General features: G+C 55.0%; 16 protein-coding genes, 2 tRNA genes and 2 rRNA genes. 17 read left to right on the top strand and 3 right to left on the bottom strand.

Features of this window, described 5'->3' with window-relative positions; translation table 11 throughout:
* Position 1 precedes the first annotated feature (1 nt).
* The 16 genes from C7H08_RS12415 (at position 2) to C7H08_RS12490 (ending at position 14,191) form a co-directional block, all read left to right on the top strand.
* Positions 2 to 78: transfer RNA gene (locus tag C7H08_RS12415), tRNA-Ile, on the top strand.
* 95 nt (positions 79 to 173) lie between these two features.
* Positions 174 to 249, top strand: a tRNA-Ala gene (locus C7H08_RS12420).
* 329 nt (positions 250 to 578) lie between these two features.
* Positions 579 to 3,469 (top strand): 23S ribosomal RNA (locus tag C7H08_RS12425).
* Positions 3,470 to 3,559: 90 nt separating this feature from the next.
* Positions 3,560 to 3,675, top strand: a 5S ribosomal RNA gene (gene rrf, locus C7H08_RS12430).
* A gap of 113 nt (positions 3,676 to 3,788) precedes the next feature.
* Positions 3,789 to 5,339 carry a 2-isopropylmalate synthase gene (locus C7H08_RS12435; RefSeq protein WP_106672361.1) on the top strand — a complete coding sequence of 517 codons (1,551 nt, stop codon included), beginning with the start codon at positions 3,789 to 3,791 and terminating at the stop codon, positions 5,337 to 5,339.
* Between the two features lie 38 nt (positions 5,340 to 5,377).
* Positions 5,378 to 6,202: a hypothetical protein gene (locus C7H08_RS12440; protein WP_106672363.1), complete on the top strand. Its 825-nt coding sequence runs from the start codon at positions 5,378 to 5,380 to the stop codon at positions 6,200 to 6,202.
* Positions 6,199 to 6,678, top strand: coding sequence for a ribosomal protein S18-alanine N-acetyltransferase (gene rimI / locus C7H08_RS12445; RefSeq protein ID WP_106672365.1), 480 nt, complete (start codon positions 6,199 to 6,201; stop codon positions 6,676 to 6,678). Before C7H08_RS12440 ends, rimI begins: the two co-directional genes overlap by 4 nt.
* 61 nt (positions 6,679 to 6,739) lie before the next feature.
* Positions 6,740 to 8,320 carry a peptide chain release factor 3 gene (gene prfC, locus C7H08_RS12450; RefSeq protein ID WP_106672369.1) on the top strand — a complete coding sequence of 527 codons (1,581 nt, stop codon included), beginning with the start codon at positions 6,740 to 6,742 and terminating at the stop codon, positions 8,318 to 8,320.
* Between the two features lie 21 nt (positions 8,321 to 8,341).
* Positions 8,342 to 9,130, top strand: coding sequence for a TatD family hydrolase (locus tag C7H08_RS12455; protein WP_106672371.1), 789 nt, complete (start codon positions 8,342 to 8,344; stop codon positions 9,128 to 9,130).
* Positions 9,131 to 9,336: 206 nt separating this feature from the next.
* Entirely contained in the window at positions 9,337 to 9,765 is a 429-nt protein-coding gene (gene rplM, locus C7H08_RS12460; RefSeq protein ID WP_106672373.1) for a 50S ribosomal protein L13, read from the top strand.
* Positions 9,766 to 9,777: 12 nt separating this feature from the next.
* Complete coding sequence (rpsI, locus tag C7H08_RS12465) at positions 9,778 to 10,170, top strand: 30S ribosomal protein S9 (RefSeq protein ID WP_106672376.1); 393 nt, start codon at positions 9,778 to 9,780, stop codon at positions 10,168 to 10,170.
* A 236-nt stretch (positions 10,171 to 10,406) separates the two neighbouring features.
* Positions 10,407 to 11,000 (top strand): ubiquinol-cytochrome c reductase iron-sulfur subunit, encoded by a 594-nt coding sequence (petA, locus tag C7H08_RS12470; RefSeq protein ID WP_106672379.1) that lies wholly within the window; start codon positions 10,407 to 10,409, stop codon positions 10,998 to 11,000.
* Complete coding sequence (locus tag C7H08_RS12475) at positions 11,000 to 12,232, top strand: cytochrome b (protein WP_106672383.1); 1,233 nt, start codon at positions 11,000 to 11,002, stop codon at positions 12,230 to 12,232. The genes petA and C7H08_RS12475 overlap by 1 nt, the downstream gene beginning before the upstream one ends.
* On the top strand, positions 12,232 to 12,987 hold the full coding sequence (locus tag C7H08_RS12480) for a cytochrome c1 (protein WP_106672386.1): 756 nt from the start codon (positions 12,232 to 12,234) through the stop codon (positions 12,985 to 12,987). Before C7H08_RS12475 ends, C7H08_RS12480 begins: the two co-directional genes overlap by 1 nt.
* Positions 12,988 to 13,092: 105 nt before the next feature.
* Entirely contained in the window at positions 13,093 to 13,722 is a 630-nt protein-coding gene (locus C7H08_RS12485) for a glutathione S-transferase N-terminal domain-containing protein (RefSeq protein ID WP_106672389.1), read from the top strand.
* Between the two features lie 58 nt (positions 13,723 to 13,780).
* On the top strand, positions 13,781 to 14,191 hold the full coding sequence (locus C7H08_RS12490; RefSeq protein ID WP_188445305.1) for a ClpXP protease specificity-enhancing factor: 411 nt from the start codon (positions 13,781 to 13,783) through the stop codon (positions 14,189 to 14,191).
* 30 nt (positions 14,192 to 14,221) lie between these two features.
* On the opposite strand, the gene C7H08_RS12495 is transcribed toward C7H08_RS12490, so the two are convergent.
* The 3 genes from C7H08_RS12495 to C7H08_RS12505 are packed head-to-tail and all read right to left on the bottom strand — an operon-like array spanning position 14,222 to position 17,130.
* Positions 14,222 to 14,812, bottom strand: a complete 591-nt coding sequence (locus C7H08_RS12495) for a D-sedoheptulose-7-phosphate isomerase (protein WP_106672395.1) — start codon at positions 14,810 to 14,812, stop codon at positions 14,222 to 14,224.
* Positions 14,813 to 14,820: 8 nt separating this feature from the next.
* Positions 14,821 to 15,186: a YraN family protein gene (locus C7H08_RS12500; RefSeq protein WP_106672396.1), complete on the bottom strand. Its 366-nt coding sequence runs from the start codon at positions 15,184 to 15,186 to the stop codon at positions 14,821 to 14,823.
* 12 nt (positions 15,187 to 15,198) lie between these two features.
* Positions 15,199 to 17,130, bottom strand: a complete 1,932-nt coding sequence (locus C7H08_RS12505) for a penicillin-binding protein activator (protein WP_227663416.1) — start codon at positions 17,128 to 17,130, stop codon at positions 15,199 to 15,201.
* Between the two features lie 105 nt (positions 17,131 to 17,235).
* Here C7H08_RS12505 and rsmI point away from each other — a divergent pair, with 105 nt between their 5' ends.
* Positions 17,236 to 18,108, top strand: a complete 873-nt coding sequence (rsmI, locus tag C7H08_RS12510) for a 16S rRNA (cytidine(1402)-2'-O)-methyltransferase (RefSeq protein WP_106672397.1) — start codon at positions 17,236 to 17,238, stop codon at positions 18,106 to 18,108.
* Position 18,109 lies beyond the last annotated feature (1 nt).

Here is an 18,109-nt window from a genome sequence, read left to right on the forward strand (position 1 = left end):
CGGGTCTGTAGCTCAGGTGGTTAGAGCGCACCCCTGATAAGGGTGAGGTCGGTGGTTCAAGTCCACCCAGACCCACCAAAATCGCCCAGTTCGGCGTTATCGAATGACTTGCATAGCAGGCTATGCGGCGCCATTCGATGCCTTGATCTGAACGATTTTAGACATAGCTTACTGGGGCTATAGCTCAGCTGGGAGAGCGCCTGCCTTGCACGCAGGAGGTCGGCAGTTCGATCCTGCCTAGCTCCACCAAATATTAACTGACTAACTACGGTTAGCAGTGTACAGAAACGAATGTTTCAGATTGATGAAATCTTCCTTTCTGATCACTGGGTCAGATTTGCTCTTTAACAAATTGGACGAGATAGAACACGAAACTATTTTTCTCATTATCTCCGAGAGAAATAGGTTCAATGTGATAACGATTTCAAGCGTTATCCGGTGTTGTCGTTGAAGTGGTTGTATATGACTTCGAGCGACTGTCTCTGAACCTCATCCTGGATGAGAAAGCTGGTTTCACTTCGGTGGAGTCGGGGCTCTTGTTTGTGGTGGCGTACAGATCAGTTGTCTTGGGGTTATATAGTCAAGCAACTAAGCGCATACGGTGGATGCCTTGGCAGTCAGAGGCGATGAAAGACGTGGAAGCCTGCGATAAGGTTCGGGGAGCTGGCAAACAAGCTGTGATCCGGGCATTTCTGAATGGGGAAACCCACCTAGTTTCGGCTAGGTATCTTGCACTGAATACATAGGTGTAAGAGGCGAACCGGGGGAACTGAAACATCTAAGTACCCCGAGGAAAAGAAATCAACCGAGATTCCCTAAGTAGCGGCGAGCGAACGGGGACTAGCCCTTAAGCTAGACAACTGGTAGGAGAAGGCTCTGGAAAGTGCCGCCATAGTGGGTGATAGCCCCGTATCCGAAACCTGAGTCTAGTGAAATCGAGTAGGTCGGCGCACGAGAAACGTTGACTGAATATGGGGGGACCATCCTCCAAGGCTAAATACTCCTGACTGACCGATAGTGAACCAGTACCGTGAGGGAAAGGCGAAAAGAACCCCTGTGAGGGGAGTGAAATAGATCCTGAAACCGTATGCGTACAAGCAGTCGGAGCAGACTTGTTCTGTGACGGCGTACCTTTTGTATAATGGGTCAGCGACTTATGTTCAGTGGCGAGGTTAACCGTTTAGGGGAGCCGTAGGGAAACCGAGTCTGAATAGGGCGAATTAGTCGCTGGGCATAGACCCGAAACCGGGCGATCTATCCATGAGCAGGTTGAAGGTTGAGTAACATCAACTGGAGGACCGAACCCACTGTCGTTGAAAAGCCAGGGGATGACTTGTGGATCGGAGTGAAAGGCTAATCAAGCCCGGAGATAGCTGGTTCTCCCCGAAAGCTATTTAGGTAGCGCCTCGGACGAATACCACAGGGGGTAGAGCACTGTTTCGGCTAGGGGGTCATCTCGACTTACCAACCCGATGCAAACTCCGAATACCTGTGAGTACTATCCGGGAGACACACGGTGGGTGCTAACGTCCATCGTGAAGAGGGAAACAACCCAGACCGCCAGCTAAGGTCCCAAAGTACCAGTTAAGTGGGAAACGATGTGGGAAGGCTCAGACAGCTAGGAGGTTGGCTTAGAAGCAGCCATCCTTTAAAGAAAGCGTAATAGCTCACTAGTCGAGTCGGCCTGCGCGGAAGATGTAACGGGGCTCAAACTGGTCACCGAAGCTGCGGATGCATCGCAAGATGCGTGGTAGGGGAGCGTTCTGTAAGCCTGCGAAGGTGTGTTGAGAAGCATGCTGGAGGTATCAGAAGTGCGAATGCTGACATGAGTAACGACAATGGGAGTGAAAAACTCCCACGCCGGAAGACCAAGGTTTCCTGCGCAACGCTAATCGGCGCAGGGTGAGTCGGCCCCTAAGGCGAGACCGAAAGGTGTAGTCGATGGGAAACGGGTTAATATTCCCGTACCTTGGATAGCTGCGATGGAGAGACGGAGAAGGCTAGGTGAGCCGGGCGACGGTTGTCCCGGTTTAAGCGTGTAGGGAGTGGGCTTAGGCAAATCCGGGCCCACAATTCTGAGACGCGACGACGATTGCCCTAGGGCGAGAAGTCATTGATGCCATGCTTCCAGGAAAATCTTCTAAGCTTCAGGCTATTCGAGACCGTACCCCAAACCGACACAGGTGGTCAGGTAGAGAATACCAAGGCGCTTGAGAGAACTCGGGTAAAGGAACTAGGCAAAATGGTGCCGTAACTTCGGGAGAAGGCACGCTGGTGGTAGGTGAGACCCCTTGCGGGTGGAGCTGAAACCAGTCGAAGATACCAGGCCCCTGCGACTGTTTATTAAAAACACAGCACTGTGCAAACACGTAAGTGGACGTATACGGTGTGACGCCTGCCCGGTGCCGGAAGGTTAATTGATGGGGTTAGCATTCGTGCGAAGCTCTTGATCGAAGCCCCGGTAAACGGCGGCCGTAACTATAACGGTCCTAAGGTAGCGAAATTCCTTGTCGGGTAAGTTCCGACCTGCACGAATGGCGTAACGATGGGGGCGCTGTCTCTACCCGAGACTCAGTGAAATTGAAATCGCCGTGAAGATGCGGTGTATCCGCGGCTAGACGGAAAGACCCCGTGAACCTTTACTATAGCTTCACAGTGAACTTTGAACATGCTTGTGTAGGATAGCTGGGAGGCTTTGAAACCAGGACGCCAGTCCTGGTGGAGCCAACCTTGAAATACCAGCCTGGCATGTTTGAGGTTCTAACTTGGTCCCCTTATCGGGGATGAGGACACTGTGTGGTGGGTAGTTTGACTGGGGCGGTCTCCTCCCAAAGCGTAACGGAGGAGCACAAAGGTGGGCTAAGCATGGTCGGACATCATGCGGTTAGTGTAATGGCACAAGCCCGCTTGACTGCGAGACAGACACGTCGAGCAGGTGCGAAAGCAGGTCATAGTGATCCGGTGGTTCTGTATGGAAGGGCCATCGCTCAACGGATAAAAGGTACTCCGGGGATAACAGGCTGATACCGCCCAAGAGTTCACATCGACGGCGGTGTTTGGCACCTCGATGTCGGCTCATCACATCCTGGGGCTGAAGCCGGTCCCAAGGGTATGGCTGTTCGCCATTTAAAGTGGTACGCGAGCTGGGTTTAGAACGTCGTGAGACAGTTCGGTCCCTATCTGCCGTGGACGTTGGAGATTTGAGGAAAGCTGCTCCTAGTACGAGAGGACCGGAGTGGACGAACCTCTGGTGTTCGGGTTGTCACGCCAGTGGCATTGCCCGGTAGCTACGTTCGGACAGGATAACCGCTGAAAGCATCTAAGCGGGAAGCCCCTTCCAAGATGAGATCTCCCTGAGGCCTTGAGCCTCCTGAAGAGCCGTTCAAGACCAGGACGTTGATAGGCTGGGTGTGTAAGCGCTGCGAGGCGTTGAGCTAACCAGTACTAATTGCTCGTGCGGCTTGACTATATAACACCCAAGACAATTGCGGATAACGCTAAGCAACATCGAAATCAACATCACACGTTCTATCTCGTCCCCCAGTGATCAACCGTTTTGTCTGACGACTATAGCGGTCTGGAACCACCTGATCCCATCCCGAACTCAGCAGTGAAACAGACCAGCGCCGATGGTAGTGTGGCTTCTGCCCATGTGAGAGTAGGTCATCGTCAGACTCTTAATACCCTAACCCCCGATAGCACCGCTGTCGGGGGTTTTTTATTTGTGGCTCGGGAGAAGTGATATACTCCCCGTATCAATCAAAACACGTTCTGATGGGAGCCTTGCAATGGCCGCACCTGATCATCTGGTCATTTTCGATACTACGCTTCGGGACGGCGAGCAAAGTCCCGGCGCCACCATGAACAAGAATGAAAAGCTTCGTATTGCCAAAATCCTCGAAAAGCTTCGAGTTGACGTGATCGAGGCGGGTTTCGCTGTTGCCAGTCAAGGCGATTTTGACGCCGTCAAAGCGATTGCTGAAACCATCAAGGATTCTACGGTTTGCAGCCTCGCTCGGGCATTGGACAAAGACATCGATCGCGCGGCCGAAGCAATTCGTCCTGCTGCCAGTGGTCGTATTCACACCTTCATTGCTACATCTCCCATTCATATGAAGCACAAGCTTCAAATGGAGCCAGATCAGGTTGTTGAGCAGGCTGTGCGCGCGGTAAAGCGGGCTCGTAGCCACGTCGATGACGTTGAGTTTTCCTGCGAAGATGCCGGCCGTTCCGAGCTTGATTTCCTATGTCGTATCATCGAAGCCGCGATTGATGCCGGTGCCCGCACCATCAATATTCCAGATACCGTGGGTTACGCCATTCCTGAGCAGTTTGGTGAAACCATCCGGCAGCTGTTAAACCGGATTCCCAATGCCGACAAAGCCATTTTCTCGGTACATTGCCATAACGATCTCGGTCTTGCCGTTGCGAACTCATTGGCCGCCGTCAGCAATGGCGCGCGTCAGGTTGAGTGTACGATCAATGGGTTGGGTGAGCGTGCCGGTAATGCTTCGCTCGAAGAGATTGTGATGGCGGTTCGCACACGCAAGGACCTTTTCAGCCTTGACACCCGCATCGACAGTCAACACATCGTACCGGCCTCCCGCTTGGTTTCGACTATTACCGGCTTCCCGGTGCAACCCAATAAGGCCATCGTGGGTGCCAATGCGTTTGCCCATGAGTCGGGTATTCACCAGGACGGCGTTCTGAAGCATCGTGAAACCTACGAGATCATGCGTGCCCAAGATGTCGGCTGGCACACTAACAGTCTGGTTCTGGGCAAGCATTCTGGCCGTAATGCCTTTCGAACCCGTTTGCTGGAACTCGGCATCCAGTTCGAGACTGAAACCGAATTAAATGAGGCATTTACTCGATTCAAGGCACTGGCAGATCTCAAGCATGAAATCTTTGATGAAGATTTGCAGGCCATTGCCAGTCATACCCGCCAGAAGGAAGAAGACGGTCGGTATGGCTTGGTCTGCATGCAGGTATGCTCTGAGACCGGAGTAGTTCCGAAGGCCCGGCTCACCATGCTGGTGGATGGCAAAGAACACGCGGTAGAGGCAGAGGGTAGCGGCCCGGTAGATGCTACCTTCAAGGCAATCGAGTCATTGGTCGATTCCGGCTGTAACCTGCAGTTGTACTCAGTCAATAATATCACCAGCGGAACCGATGCTCAGGGTGAGGTAACGGTTCGCCTTGAGCGTGGCGGTCGCATCGTGAACGGTGTCGGGGCAGACACCGATATCATAATGGCCTCAGCTAAAGCCTATATTGAAGCTTTGAATCTCATTGCCCGTGGCGGTATCCGCCAGCATCCGCAGGTAGCGGACGTTTGAATTTCAGTGGTGGGAGAGCCTGCTAAGTGGCGCACGAAATGACTCGATCGGAAAGTGAGCGACAGTTCTATCTCGGCATGGCGGGTATCCGTATGTGGTATGCCCGAGAACCTTTGCCTGGCGCCGCTCCCAGCCCGGAGTTTGATTTCGGAGTAGCGCCGGCAGGCAAGGCTGAACGGATGGTGTCTATCGCACCCGGTCCACGACCCGCGGCCCCGCCTGAATCCACAGCAGATGTCGGTAAGAAAGATAAGCTGGCCCGTCTGAAGACGCTGATGGATACGGTGCCGGACAAGCCTACAGCTTCTGCCCGGCATCAGAGCCCGAAGCCAGTTGAGGTTCCGGCTGCCGTGACGTCGTCAAAGGTAGGGAGCGATGTACAGGCCACCGAGGATTCTGAGCCAGGTGTACCGCACGGCAATGCACTGACCCAGGTGCCCAGGCTTTGCTTGCAGTCCTGGTCGGGTAGCCGGGTTCTCCTGCTGGCCAATCTCTCCGAGGAAGCGAGTCTGTCGTTGCAGGAAACCCTGGCCATGAATATTGTGCGTTGTCTGGGCGATTCCAGCGCCAGTGAACTGGGTATTCTTCGCTGGCCTTTGTTTAATAACGTGAAAGTATCGCTGAACAGTGAGGCAGATCTTACCGCTCTGGTGCGCGACTATCTGGCTGCCGTCTCGGGTAAAGTTGTGATTACACTCGGGCTTTCCGCAGAATTGTCAGTGATCACCGATATCCTCGCCGATGTGCTTGAGAAGGCGCCGGACGTTGTCTTCGAGCAGTCCCTCGCAGCACTGGCTGCGGACCCGGTACTCAAGGGGCAGTTGTGGCAGTTGATCAAACCCTTGGCCGTCAAGGGCCGATGATTCCCTCGGTATTGCGCCAGGTTGAGCTTCAGGATATGGACGTGCGTGCCCTTACCGAGATTGACCTTCCGCAGGTGCTTGAGCTGGAGCGGCTGGGCTATTCACATCCCTGGACGGAAGGGGTGTTTCTGGACTGCTTCAAAGACACTTACCGGCTCTGGGCGATGGTTCAGGGAACTGATGTTCTGGGCTACGCTGTGATCAGTTATATGGTCGATGAAGCTCATCTTCTGAACATCTGCCTCCACCCCGGGTTGCGGGGGCATGGCGCTGGTCGGCGGTTGCTGCGTCACGCACTTGCGGCATCCTTGAAAGATGGCATGGTGCAAATGATACTCGAGGTCCGGGCCGGCAACGATGTGGCGTCGACACTCTATCTAAGCGAGGGTTTTGAAGAAATCGGTCGTCGGCCGGGATATTATCCGGACGCAAACGGTCGGGAAGATGCTCGAGTTATGGCATACCGGTTCACGTGAGCCTTGCCTAACCCGTATAATAGTGCGCTTTTCATCCAACCCATTCAGGTTTTTGTTGTCTATGTCTAACCTATCTCAGGAAGTGGCCAAGCGCCGCACCTTTGCGATCATTTCGCACCCGGACGCCGGTAAAACCACCATTACCGAAAAAGTACTGTTGTTCGGTCAGGCGATTCAGAAGGCGGGGACGGTGAAGGGTAAAAAGTCCGGTCAGCATGCAAAGTCTGACTGGATGGAGATGGAAAAAGAGCGGGGGATCTCGGTAACCACCTCTGTGATGCAGTTTCCCTACGGTGGCAAGTTGGTCAACCTGCTGGATACGCCGGGGCACGAGGATTTCTCCGAAGATACTTACCGCACTCTGACCGCTGTCGATTCCTGCCTGATGGTGATTGACAGTGCCAAGGGTGTTGAGGAGAGAACCATCAAGCTGATGGAAGTCACGCGCCTGCGCGATACGCCAATCCTGACCTTTATGAATAAGTTGGACCGGGATACCCGGGACCCGATTGAGTTGATGGATGAAGTCGAAGATGTCCTGAAGATCGCCTGCGCGCCCATTACCTGGCCGATCGGCATGGGCAAGAGCTTCAAGGGGGTTTATCACCTGTACCGGGATGAAGTGGTTCTCTATCAAACCGGTCAGGGCCACGCCATTCAGGAGAAGCGTGTCATCAAGGGGCTGGACAACCCGGAATTGGAGAGGGCTCTTGGCAGTTACGCTTCAGAATTGCGCGATGAAATCGAGCTGGTAAAAGGGGCGTCACATGAATTTGATCGTGAGGCGTTTCTGGCCGGCCAGTTGACCCCGGTGTTTTTCGGAACGGCGCTCGGTAATTTCGGCGTGGACCATATGCTCGATGGCCTGGTTGAATGGGCGCCGGCGCCACTCGCGCGTGAAACCGATACCCGGAAAGTAGAGCCGACAGATGAGGGGTTCTCCGGCTTCGTGTTCAAGATTCAGGCAAACATGGATCCCCAGCATCGGGATCGCGTGGCCTTTATGCGGGTTGTTTCCGGTCAGTACAGTCAGGGCATGAAAGCCCGTCATGTACGGATTGCCAAGGAGGTGCGATTTTCCGATGCGCTGACTTTTATGGCCGGTGATCGGGAGCATGCGGAAGAGGCCTTTGCTGGCGATATTATCGGTCTGCACAACCACGGTACCATTCAACTGGGGGACACCTTCACCGCCGGAGAAGACATGAAGTTCACCGGCATTCCCAACTTTGCTCCGGAGCTGTTCCGCCGCATTCGCCTGAAGGATCCGCTCAAGGCCAAGCAGCTGCAGAAAGGGCTTATTCAGCTGTCTGAAGAGGGGGCGGTTCAGGTGTTCCGACCGGTGAAGAATAACGACCTGATCGTCGGGGCGGTTGGTGTTCTGCAGTTTGATGTGGTGGTGAGTCGCTTGAAAAGCGAGTATAAGGTTGAGGCGATCTACGAGCCGATTAACGTAGCGACAGCCCGATGGGTAACCTGCGATGATGAGCGCAAGCTCGACGAGTTCCAGCGCAAAAACCAGGAAAATGTGGCTTTGGATGGCGGCAATCGCCTGGCCTATATTGCGCCGACTATGGTGAACCTGAACCTGGCGCAAGAGCGCTATCCGGATGTTGAATTCCATAAAACCCGAGAGCATTAAATCGGCCGGGCAGGCATAGGCATGCAGCTGATTGACGCCCATTGCCATTTCGACTTCCCCCGGTTTGATCAGGTGCGCGATCAAGAGCTCGCTCGTGCACGGCGTCAGGGTGTGTCGGCACTGGTGATTCCAGGTGTACGGCGCCGCGATTGGGGCAGGGTTCAGGCACTCGCCTCACCGGAGCAGGGCCTTTGGTACTGTCTAGGCATTCACCCCTGGTTTGTGGGCGAGCATGGACCACAGGATCTGCAACTGCTGGAGTCTACGCTGTCCGCTTCTCCCCGGGGGTGCGTCGGACTCGGTGAATGCGGTCTGGATGCGCTTCAAGGGGATATCGCCGTGCAGGTGGAGTGGTTTCGCGCGCAGGTTAGTATTGCTGCCCGAGTCGATCTGCCGTTGGTTATCCACTCTGTGAAGTCGCACGATCAGGTGCATGCCACCCTCCGTTCGCTACACTGGTCTGGCCGGGCTCTGGTGCATGGTTTCTCCGGTAGTTATCAGCAAGCAAAAAAACTGGTGGATCTGGGTTGTTACATCGGTGTCGGTGGCGTGATTACCAGTGCACGGGCCCATAAGACCAGAGAGGCAATCGCCAGATTGCCCCTTGAGGCGCTGGTTCTTGAAACCGACGCGCCGGACATGGCGCCTGCCGGGGTAGCGAAGGGTATGAACACTCCGGCCTATTTGCCATTGATTATGCGTGCATTGGCGGATCTTCGCGGTGAGTTGCCGGAGCGCTTGGCGCCGACTCTGTTGAACAACACGTGCGCATTATATGGTTGGCCCGAAGCGCAGAGAGTGCCAAAATAGCTTAATAATGAATTACGTTTCGACGGGGTTGGTTTTCCTGGAAGGTTCGAGTATACTTCGCGCCCTGGCTTTTCAAGGCGATGTCACTATCTCAGCCCCGAATGGTGTCATGGCAACATTAATACAGGTGTGAACCTCCTCCGGATGCCTTGTATGTACCGGTGGTGGTTTCTAACGTTTCTTTTATAGCGTTCAAGGCGGAATCAATGAAGACTCTGAGTGCGAAACCAGAAACCGTAAAACGTGACTGGTACGTTGTAGACGCAGCCGGCAAGACGCTGGGTCGTCTGTCAACCGAAATCGCCCTTCGTCTGCGGGGCAAGCATAAGCCTGAGTATACCCCTCACGTGGACACTGGCGACTATATCGTTGTAATTAATGCCAGCCAGGTGCAGGTTACCGGCAAAAAGGCATCAAATAAAATGTATTATAGCCACACCGGCTTTCCAGGTGGAATCAAATCCATCAGTTTCGAGAAGCTGGTAGACAAGGCTCCTGAGCAAATCATTCTGAAGTCTGTCAAAGGCATGCTTCCGAAGGGTCCGCTCGGCCGCGCCATGTTCAAGAAGCTTAAAGTCTACGCCGGCGCTGAGCATGCTCATGCAGCCCAGCAGCCCAAAGAACTCGACATCTAACGGAAGGCGGATATGTCTGTAGCACAAAATTACGGTACTGGTCGCCGCAAGTCATCCACGGCTCGGGTATTCATCAGGCCGGGAAGCGGTAACATTTCTATCAACGGTCGCACCATCGAAGATTTCTTCGGTCGTGAGACGCTTCGCATGATCGTTCGTCAGCCTCTGGTGGTTGCCGAGTCCACTGATCGTTTTGATATCATGGTCACCGTAAAGGGTGGTGGTACCAGCGGTCAGGCAGGAGCGATTCGTCATGGACTGACTCGTGCATTGTTGGATTACGACGAAACTCTGCGCGGTGCGTTGCGTAAAGCGGGTTACGTTACCCGTGATGCTCGTAAGGTTGAGCGTAAAAAGGTTGGTTTGCGTAAGGCGCGTAAGCGTCCGCAGTACTCCAAGCGTTAATCGACATTCCGTGTCGATGGGAAAACCCGGCCCTATGGTCGGGTTTTTTTGTATCTGGGGCCTGACCAGGTTTTGATCTGGGGCAGGGATAAGCGCCGGGATGAGTCTTTCCGGCTTGTAAGCCGGGGGTAATTTCATTACCATTTCAGCGCTTATAATTTTGGGTTGTGAAGTCCTTTTCGAAGCGCAGTGCCGGTTCTCCGCGTCTGTGCCTCGCCTGATGGGAGAAAACCATAATGAGTAATGGCGACGTGAACCAAGGTCGACGCCGATTTTTGATCGGTGCTACGTCCGTGGTAGGTGGTGTCGGCGTCGTCGGTGCAGCGGTTCCTTTCGTGGCGTCCTGGAATCCCAGTGCGAAAGCGGAAGCGGCCGGTGCGCCGGTAACATTCAATGTCGACAAAATCGAACCCGGTCAGCAGATAACGGTTGAGTGGCGTGGTAAGCCGGTGTGGATTATCCGCCGCACTGAGGAAATGCTCGAGAACATTGAGCAGCTGTCTTCACGCCTGAAGGATCCTGAGTCTGAAGATCCTCAGCAACCGGCATATATCACCGGTGCTCAGCGCTCAATCAAGCCTGAGTTTATTGTTCTGGTGGGTATATGTACTCACTTGGGCTGTGTGCCAAGCTACCGTCCTGAAGTGGCTCCTGCAGATCTTGGCGATGATTGGCTGGGCGGTCTGTTCTGCCCCTGTCATGGGTCCAAGTTTGATTTGTCGGGTAGGGTGTTCAGTGGACAGCCAGCGCCTCTGAATCTCGAGGTTCCGCCATACCGCTTTGACAACGACACGACCATGACAGTCGGTCTTGATCCGGAGGCAGCGTAATGCACAAACTTCTCAATTGGGTAGATGAGCGTTTGCCGGTCGTCGACGCCTGGAATAAACACCTGGCGAAGTATTACGCGCCCAAGAACTTCAACTTCTGGTATTTCTTTGGCTCTCTGGCCATGCTGGTTCTGGTTAACCAATTGGTGACTGGTATCTGGTTGACCATGAGCTATAACCCGTCAGCGGAAGGAGCGTTTGCCTCCGTTGAGTACATCATGCGTGATGTCGAGTGGGGCTGGCTGTTGCGCTACCTGCACTCCACCGGTGCTTCGGCATTCTTTGTGGTGGTATATCTGCACATGTTCCGCGGTCTGATGTATGGCTCTTACCAGAAGCCGCGCGAGCTGATCTGGATTTTCGGCATGCTGATCTATCTGGTGCTGATGGCAGAAGCGTTTATGGGCTACCTGCTGCCCTGGGGCCAGATGTCTTACTGGGGTGCCCAGGTTATCGTTAACCTGTTTGGCGCAATCCCGGTTATTGGCGAAGACTTGTCTCTGTGGATACGTGGTGACTATCTGATCTCCGGTATTACCCTGAACCGCTTCTTCGCACTGCACGTTGTCGCACTGCCGATTGTGCTGCTCGGCCTGGTCGTTCTTCATATCCTCGCCCTGCATGAAGTGGGATCCAATAACCCTGACGGTATCGACATCAAGAAGAACAAGGACGAAAACGGCATCCCGAAAGACGGTATCCCGTTCCATCCTTACTACAGCGTTCATGATCTGATGGGCGTGGCGGTGTTCTTCTTCATCTTCTTTATTGTGGTGTTCTACTTCCCGGAAATGGGGGGATTGTTCCTCGAGAAGCCAAACTTCCAGCCGGCAAATAACCTGGTAACGCCTGCGCACATTGCGCCAGTCTGGTACTTCACACCGTTCTACGCGATGCTGCGTGCGGTGACTGTCGACCTGTTCGGCTTGGATGCCAAGTTCTGGGGCGTGGTTGTCATGGGTGCAGCGATTGCGATCCTGTTCGTGCTGCCATGGCTCGACAAGAGCCCGGTTCGTTCTATTCGGTACAAGGGCTGGTTGAGTAAGATAGCGTTGGCAATCTTCGTGGTGAGCTTTGTGGTGCTGGGCTATCTCGGTATTGTGCCGGCCACTGCGGGGCGTACCCTTGCTGCTCAGATTCTGACTGCGCTGTACTTCCTCTACTTCATTCTCATGCCGTTCTATACGCGCATGGAAAAAACCAAGCCAGTTCCAGAGAGGGTGACAGGATAATGAGAAAGCTGATCTTTGGTCTTTTCATCGTGATCCTGCCGGCCCTTGGGCTGGCAGCTGCTCCCGGCGGTGCTCTGGATACCATGAAGCCGGACCACACCATTAAGGAGTCTCTGCAGAGCGGTGCAGCTCTGTTTACTAACTACTGTATGGGTTGTCATTCCATGGAATACGCCCGTTACAAGCGGGTAGCTGATGATCTTGAGATTCCTGCTGCTCTGTATGAGGAAAATCTGATTTTCACCGGTGCCAAAATCGGTGAATTGATGAAAATCTCGATGAGCAAGGACATGGCGGCCAGCTGGTTTGGTGCTCCGCCACCTGACCTGACCCTGGTTACCCGTGTGCGTGGCGAGTCCTGGGTATACTCATACTTGCGTGGCTTCTATGAGGACGACACGCGTCCGTTGGGCGTGAATAACGTGGTCTTTGACAACGTTGGCATGCCCCATGTGTTGGTTGAGATGCAAGGGCTGTGTGCCGAGGCGCCTCGGATTGGCGTTGACGCGACGGTTGAGCCACTCAGTGGCAATATCAACAATGCGGATGCGTGTCCGGAGTATGCCATCGAGGGAAGCATGTCTTCTGCTGAATTCGATCGTGCCATGTGGGACCTGACCAACTTCATGTCTTACATGGGGGATCCGGTGAAGGTTGAGCGCGAGCGTCTTGGTATTTTCGTGTTGATCTTTGTGGCGATTTTCTTCATCTTTGCATACCTGCTTAACCGCGAGTACTGGAAAGACGTACACTAAGATTTAGGGTATAATCCCCAATCCTGAATTCCAGCGGGTCGGTAAGGCTCGCTGGAATTTTGCGTTTGAGCATTGTTTCGATTTTCAGAATCGTGAGGTAGTTATATGGGCGTTGTGACCAAGCGGTCATCAATGACGTTTTTCTCGGATCCGGCCAGTCATTACAGCCACCGTGTGCGCATTGTGCTGGCAGAGAAAGGTGTTACCGTTGATATTGTCGATGTGGATCCGGACAACCCGCCGGGCGAACTGGCGGATCTGAATCCTTACAACGCCCTGCCAACCTTGGTGGATCGGGATCTCGTGCTGTACGAGCCCAACATCATGATGGAATATCTGGATGAGCGTTTTCCACACCCGCCGCTGTTGCCGGTTTACCCGGTGGCCAGGGCCAACAGTCGTCTGATGATTCATCGTATTCAGAAAGACTGGTGCAGATTGGTGGACCAGATTGTGGCGCAGCCAACAGGTAAAGCGTCCGATGCTGCCCGCAAAGAACTGAAAGAGAGCTTGCTTGCGGCCGGCCCCTTGTTTGCAGAAATGCCCTTCTTCCTGTCGGAAGAGTTCACAATTGTTGACTGTTGTATTGCTCCGATTCTTTGGCGTTTACCCGCTTTGGGAATCGATATGAGCGACAAGCAGGCCAAACCTCTGCAAAAGTACATGGACAGTATCTTTGCCCGTGAAGGGTTCAAGGCGAGCCTTTCGGATCTGGAAGAAGATATCCGCAGTTGATTGGCAAAGCCCGGATGCCGGGGCAGGAGTTGTTGCAGTGCCTGATATGAATATCACCATGACGTCCAGCCGGCCCTATCTTTTGCGGTCTTTGAACGAGTGGATTCTGGATAACGACTGCACGCCCTACATAGTGGTGGATGCAGGCGTTCAGGGTGTCCAGGTGCCCACGGAACACGTTGCCAACGGGCAGATTGTCCTGAATGTCAGCCCCGGGGCCGTTCGCAGCCTGGTGATTGGTAACGGAGCGCTTGAGTTCAGCGCCCGCTTTGGTGGCGTGCCAATGCAAGTGTTCATTCCGTTGCAGGCCGTCATGGCAATCTACGCCAAAGAGAACGGTGAAGGTATGGTGTTTGGCAGTGAGCCAGGCTCGCCCGATCCTGAGGGTGGGGGGGATTCAGAAAACTCCGCCGGTCAGCGCACGGATGAGCGGCCTAGCGGGAGGCCTACCCTGAAAGTAGTTAAATAAACAAAAAGCCGGCACTTGCCGGCTTTTTGTTTACCCGCCAAACAGTTTGTGGTCCAGCAGGTCGCATAGCGTGTTTATGATTAACAGCATGAGCGGTGTTGCTTCGTGCGGGGCCAGATCGTTCAGGGCGATTTCGTGATCTTCCGGGTGCATCAGCGAAGTGATGTCGGACTTTTCCCGCGCGCTTAACACCACCACCTGCATCTCACGGTCGTGAGCCGCCTGGATCGCCTGGATCAGATTGGCTTTGTGGCCGTCGTCAACGACAACAAAGAGCAGGTCGCCGGGTTTGCCGATGGCCCTGACCTGACGTGAAAAGGTGTCGTTGAATCGGTTATCTCTGCAAATCGCTGAATAGGTGGTTGCGTCAGCTCCCAGGTTGATCGCGGGTAACGCCGGTCGGTCCTGCTCGAAGCGATTCAGCAACGCCGTACAAAAATACTGGGCAAGGATGTTGGCGTTGCCATTGGCGCAGGCGATAATTTTGCCGTCCTGCAGAAGAGTGGTGACAAACGCATTGGCCACCTCTTCAATATCGGGCCCGGCAGTAGTGGCGGCCTGGGCAGTCTGTTCCATGTGATTTGCGAACCACTGGTTTATCTTCTGTGCGGTGTCGGTCATTGTCTCGCTTAATCTGCCTGGATTGCGTTTCTTATCCATTGTACCCGGTATTTCTGTACCGTACCCGGCATGATCGCCACGACGTCGATTCGGGACGGGATGTCCCAGAGGTTGTGTCGATGAAGGTAATAAGATGCGGCGCGCACTAGCCGGCGCTGCTTGCTCTGGGTGACAGAGCTGGCCGGGTCAACCAGGCTGCCCGGTCCCCGGTAACGCACTTCAAAAAATACCAGGGCATCCCCGTCACGACCAATCAGATCGATTTCGCCGCCCCGATTATAGACGTTCTGGCCCACAATGGTGATGCCACGGCTGGCGAGGTAGCGTGCTGCCACGCCTTCATAGTACGCGCCGATCTCACGGCTGCCATCCATGGCCTGGTTCTCCTAGAGGTTGAGAGCGCCTTCCTGGCCGCCCCGCAAGGTCTCTTCGCGGGTCTCTCGTTCATTCAGTTCGGGTGTCAGGGCGGGGCTCCCGCTTCGGAACTGCGCCCACAGTTGTTGCCGGTGGATGACACCGTTCGGCGTCATGCTGAGCGTGCCGGTTTGGCCTTCGATGGCAGCATCTTCAATCTGGCGCAGCAGCGGTAATCGTTTGCTCAGCTGCCAGGCATCGGCTCCCATTGCGAACAGGCGCCCTAGCTGGCCCCGGGTGCCGCTGAGGTTTTGTTCGGCCTGGGCACGCAGGGCGTTATCTTGTGCGAGCACCCAGGGAATATCGGTGAAGACCACCTGATTGAGGTCGCGGTCACGGGCCGGGTCAGGCGTGCCTTCATAGACAATGGATGGGGAGTAGACCGGAAGATCGCCGGCAAAATAGAAGGCGAAAAGCGGATTAAACTGTCGGGCAATCATGGGTTCCGCTACCAGCACAATGGCCTCTGCGTCCTGGCGGCGCCGGGGTTCGAATTCGACATTCATTCCGATGGTTCGTTCTACCTGAATGGCGCGTTGTCGTGATGTTGTCACCCCCAGCAGATCGGCCGTTACTGAGCGGAAATTATCTTCAGGGAAGAACCGTTCAATCTCGAGAATCTTGCCATCGTTCTGCGCCATGCGCTGGAGAAGTGCCTGTTCTACTCGGTCACCCCATTCCCCGCTTGGGATAAGGGCCAACACTTGCTGCAGTCCTTGGGATGCCAGTTGGTCGGCAATCTGGCGAGCTTCATCCTCGGAAGACAGGCCATATTGGTATAGCCCGTCAGGAACCCGGTTGCCGGCCGGCAGGTAATTGAGACCGAGGACCGGCACAGCAAGGGTGTTCATCGCGCTCAGGCCGGCGAGTGCGTCCTTTTCAAGCGGGCCGACAATCAGGTCAATCCGTTGCTCAGCCAGTTCGTCATAGAGGGCGATAAAGGGTTTGGTAGAAGTGTCCAGTATCCGGATGTCGGTTTGGTCACGATCAACGCTTTCATCGCTGTAATAGGCGGCCAGAAAGCCGTCTCGAATGGCTCGGCCAGCGCTTGCCAGTGAGCCTTGAAGCGGCAGGGCCAGCACGATCCGTTCAGGCCGGCTGGTGGCCAGGTCGGCCAGCAAGCTGAGCTCCATTGGCAGAATCTGGGCGGCAGGGTGGCCTGGCCAGTTGTTTTGCCAGCTCCGGATCAGGCGCCCCTGTTCGTCAAGTCCTGCGTCTCGGCTTCTCAGGGTGGAGGCCAGCTCGAGCCAGCCTTGTTCTTCAAAGCCAATGGCGTTGGCGGAGGCTTCGTTGAGTTTCTGAATTGGTATCGCTTTCAGGTAATGCCAGATCTGGCTGTGCACTTCCCGTGGATCGCTCTGGCTGTCAGTCTGGCTCAGCAACATCAGGGACATTGCCGCGGAAAGGTGATCGTCAGTCAGGGCAAAGGTGCGTGCCTGGAGCTCGGCCGCGCGCCCGATAACGTCGCTGGGGTAGCTCAGGAACTGATCCGGTGACATCTGCGCGGTTAGTTCCCGTGCCCACTCGCTGTCCTGAAGTTCGACGGCACCGGCCATCGCCAACAGTCGCTTCTGGTTGGCGATGTCACCACTAGTGTTGCTCAGTTGATCGCTGCGCAGAATCTGCCTGGCCGCGGTATGGTTGTCCCGATCCTGAAAGTCATTGGCAATCCGCAGCAGGTAGCGTTGGGCCGTTGCGGGATCGCGCTCGCTGCTGGCAAACTCGAGGGCCTGTTCTGCGGTTTCCGCAACGTGGCTGTCCAGATTCACGGTGGCGCAACCTGCGGTCAGGAGCAAAAACAGGGTGATCAGGGTAAAAGCTATTCGTTGGCTGCGGTATTTTGTCATGGCAGGCTCGGTGGTCTCCGGATCATTAGGCTTGTGGTGCCGCTCTATCGGTGGCAAGTTTACCAGCTCCGGGCCCATTTCACATGACATGCTCGTCATGGGCGCGGAGGTGTTGTTTCGGGAGTGATCTTGCTCCTGTTTTTCATTAGCGGGAGTGTGTGTATGTCCGGTTCGGATCGTGTTCGGCAGGAAGAGGGTGGGCTTCTTTACGTAGTGGCAACACCGATTGGCAATCTTGATGATCTTTCTGAGAGAGCTCTGCAGGTCCTGTCGAAGGTTGATCTGGTTGCTGCAGAGGACACCCGCCATACTGGCAGGCTTCTGCAGCACCTCGGGCTTAGCAAGCAGATGATCGCATTGCATGACCATAATGAGCGGGGGCGGGTTGCCAAAATCCTGGAGGTTCTGGGTGAGGGGCGTCAGGTGGCGCTGGTGTCGGATGCCGGTACTCCGTTGATTTCGGATCCGGGGTACATTGTGGTTCGTGAGGTTCGGGCGGCCGGTTTCCCGGTGTCGCCAATTCCCGGGCCTTGTGCGCTGGTGGCGGCGTTGTCCGTGGCCGGCTTGCCTACAGACCGGTTCCTGTTTGCCGGATTTTTGCCTGCTAAAGGCTCTGGTCGGCGATCAGCGCTGACCGAGTTGAGCGCGGAGACGGCAACCCTGGTGTTTTATGAGTCGCCCCACCGCATTACCGATCTGATGGCGGACCTGGTGACGGTGTTCGGTGCGGAGCGCGAGTGTGTACTAGGGCGGGAGCTGACCAAAACCTTTGAGACCTTTTACGCCGGCAGCGCTGAAGCGGTGCTTGCGCAATTGCAGGGCGACCCCCACGGCGCCCGTGGCGAATTTGTGGTAATGGTTCATGGCGCGGCGCCCCTGCCTGCAGGCGAAGGGGCGTCACTGGATACAGACAAATTGCTGGGGTTGCTGATAAAGGAGTTGCCGGTGAAAAAAGCGGCACGAATTGCGGCAGAGGTCAGTGGGTTGGGCAAAAATGAATTGTACCAGCGGGCACTGGAGCTGAAAGGCAATTAAA

Source organism: Marinobacter halophilus, assembly GCF_003007685.1.
Classification (GTDB): Bacteria; Pseudomonadota; Gammaproteobacteria; order Pseudomonadales; family Oleiphilaceae; genus Marinobacter; species Marinobacter halophilus.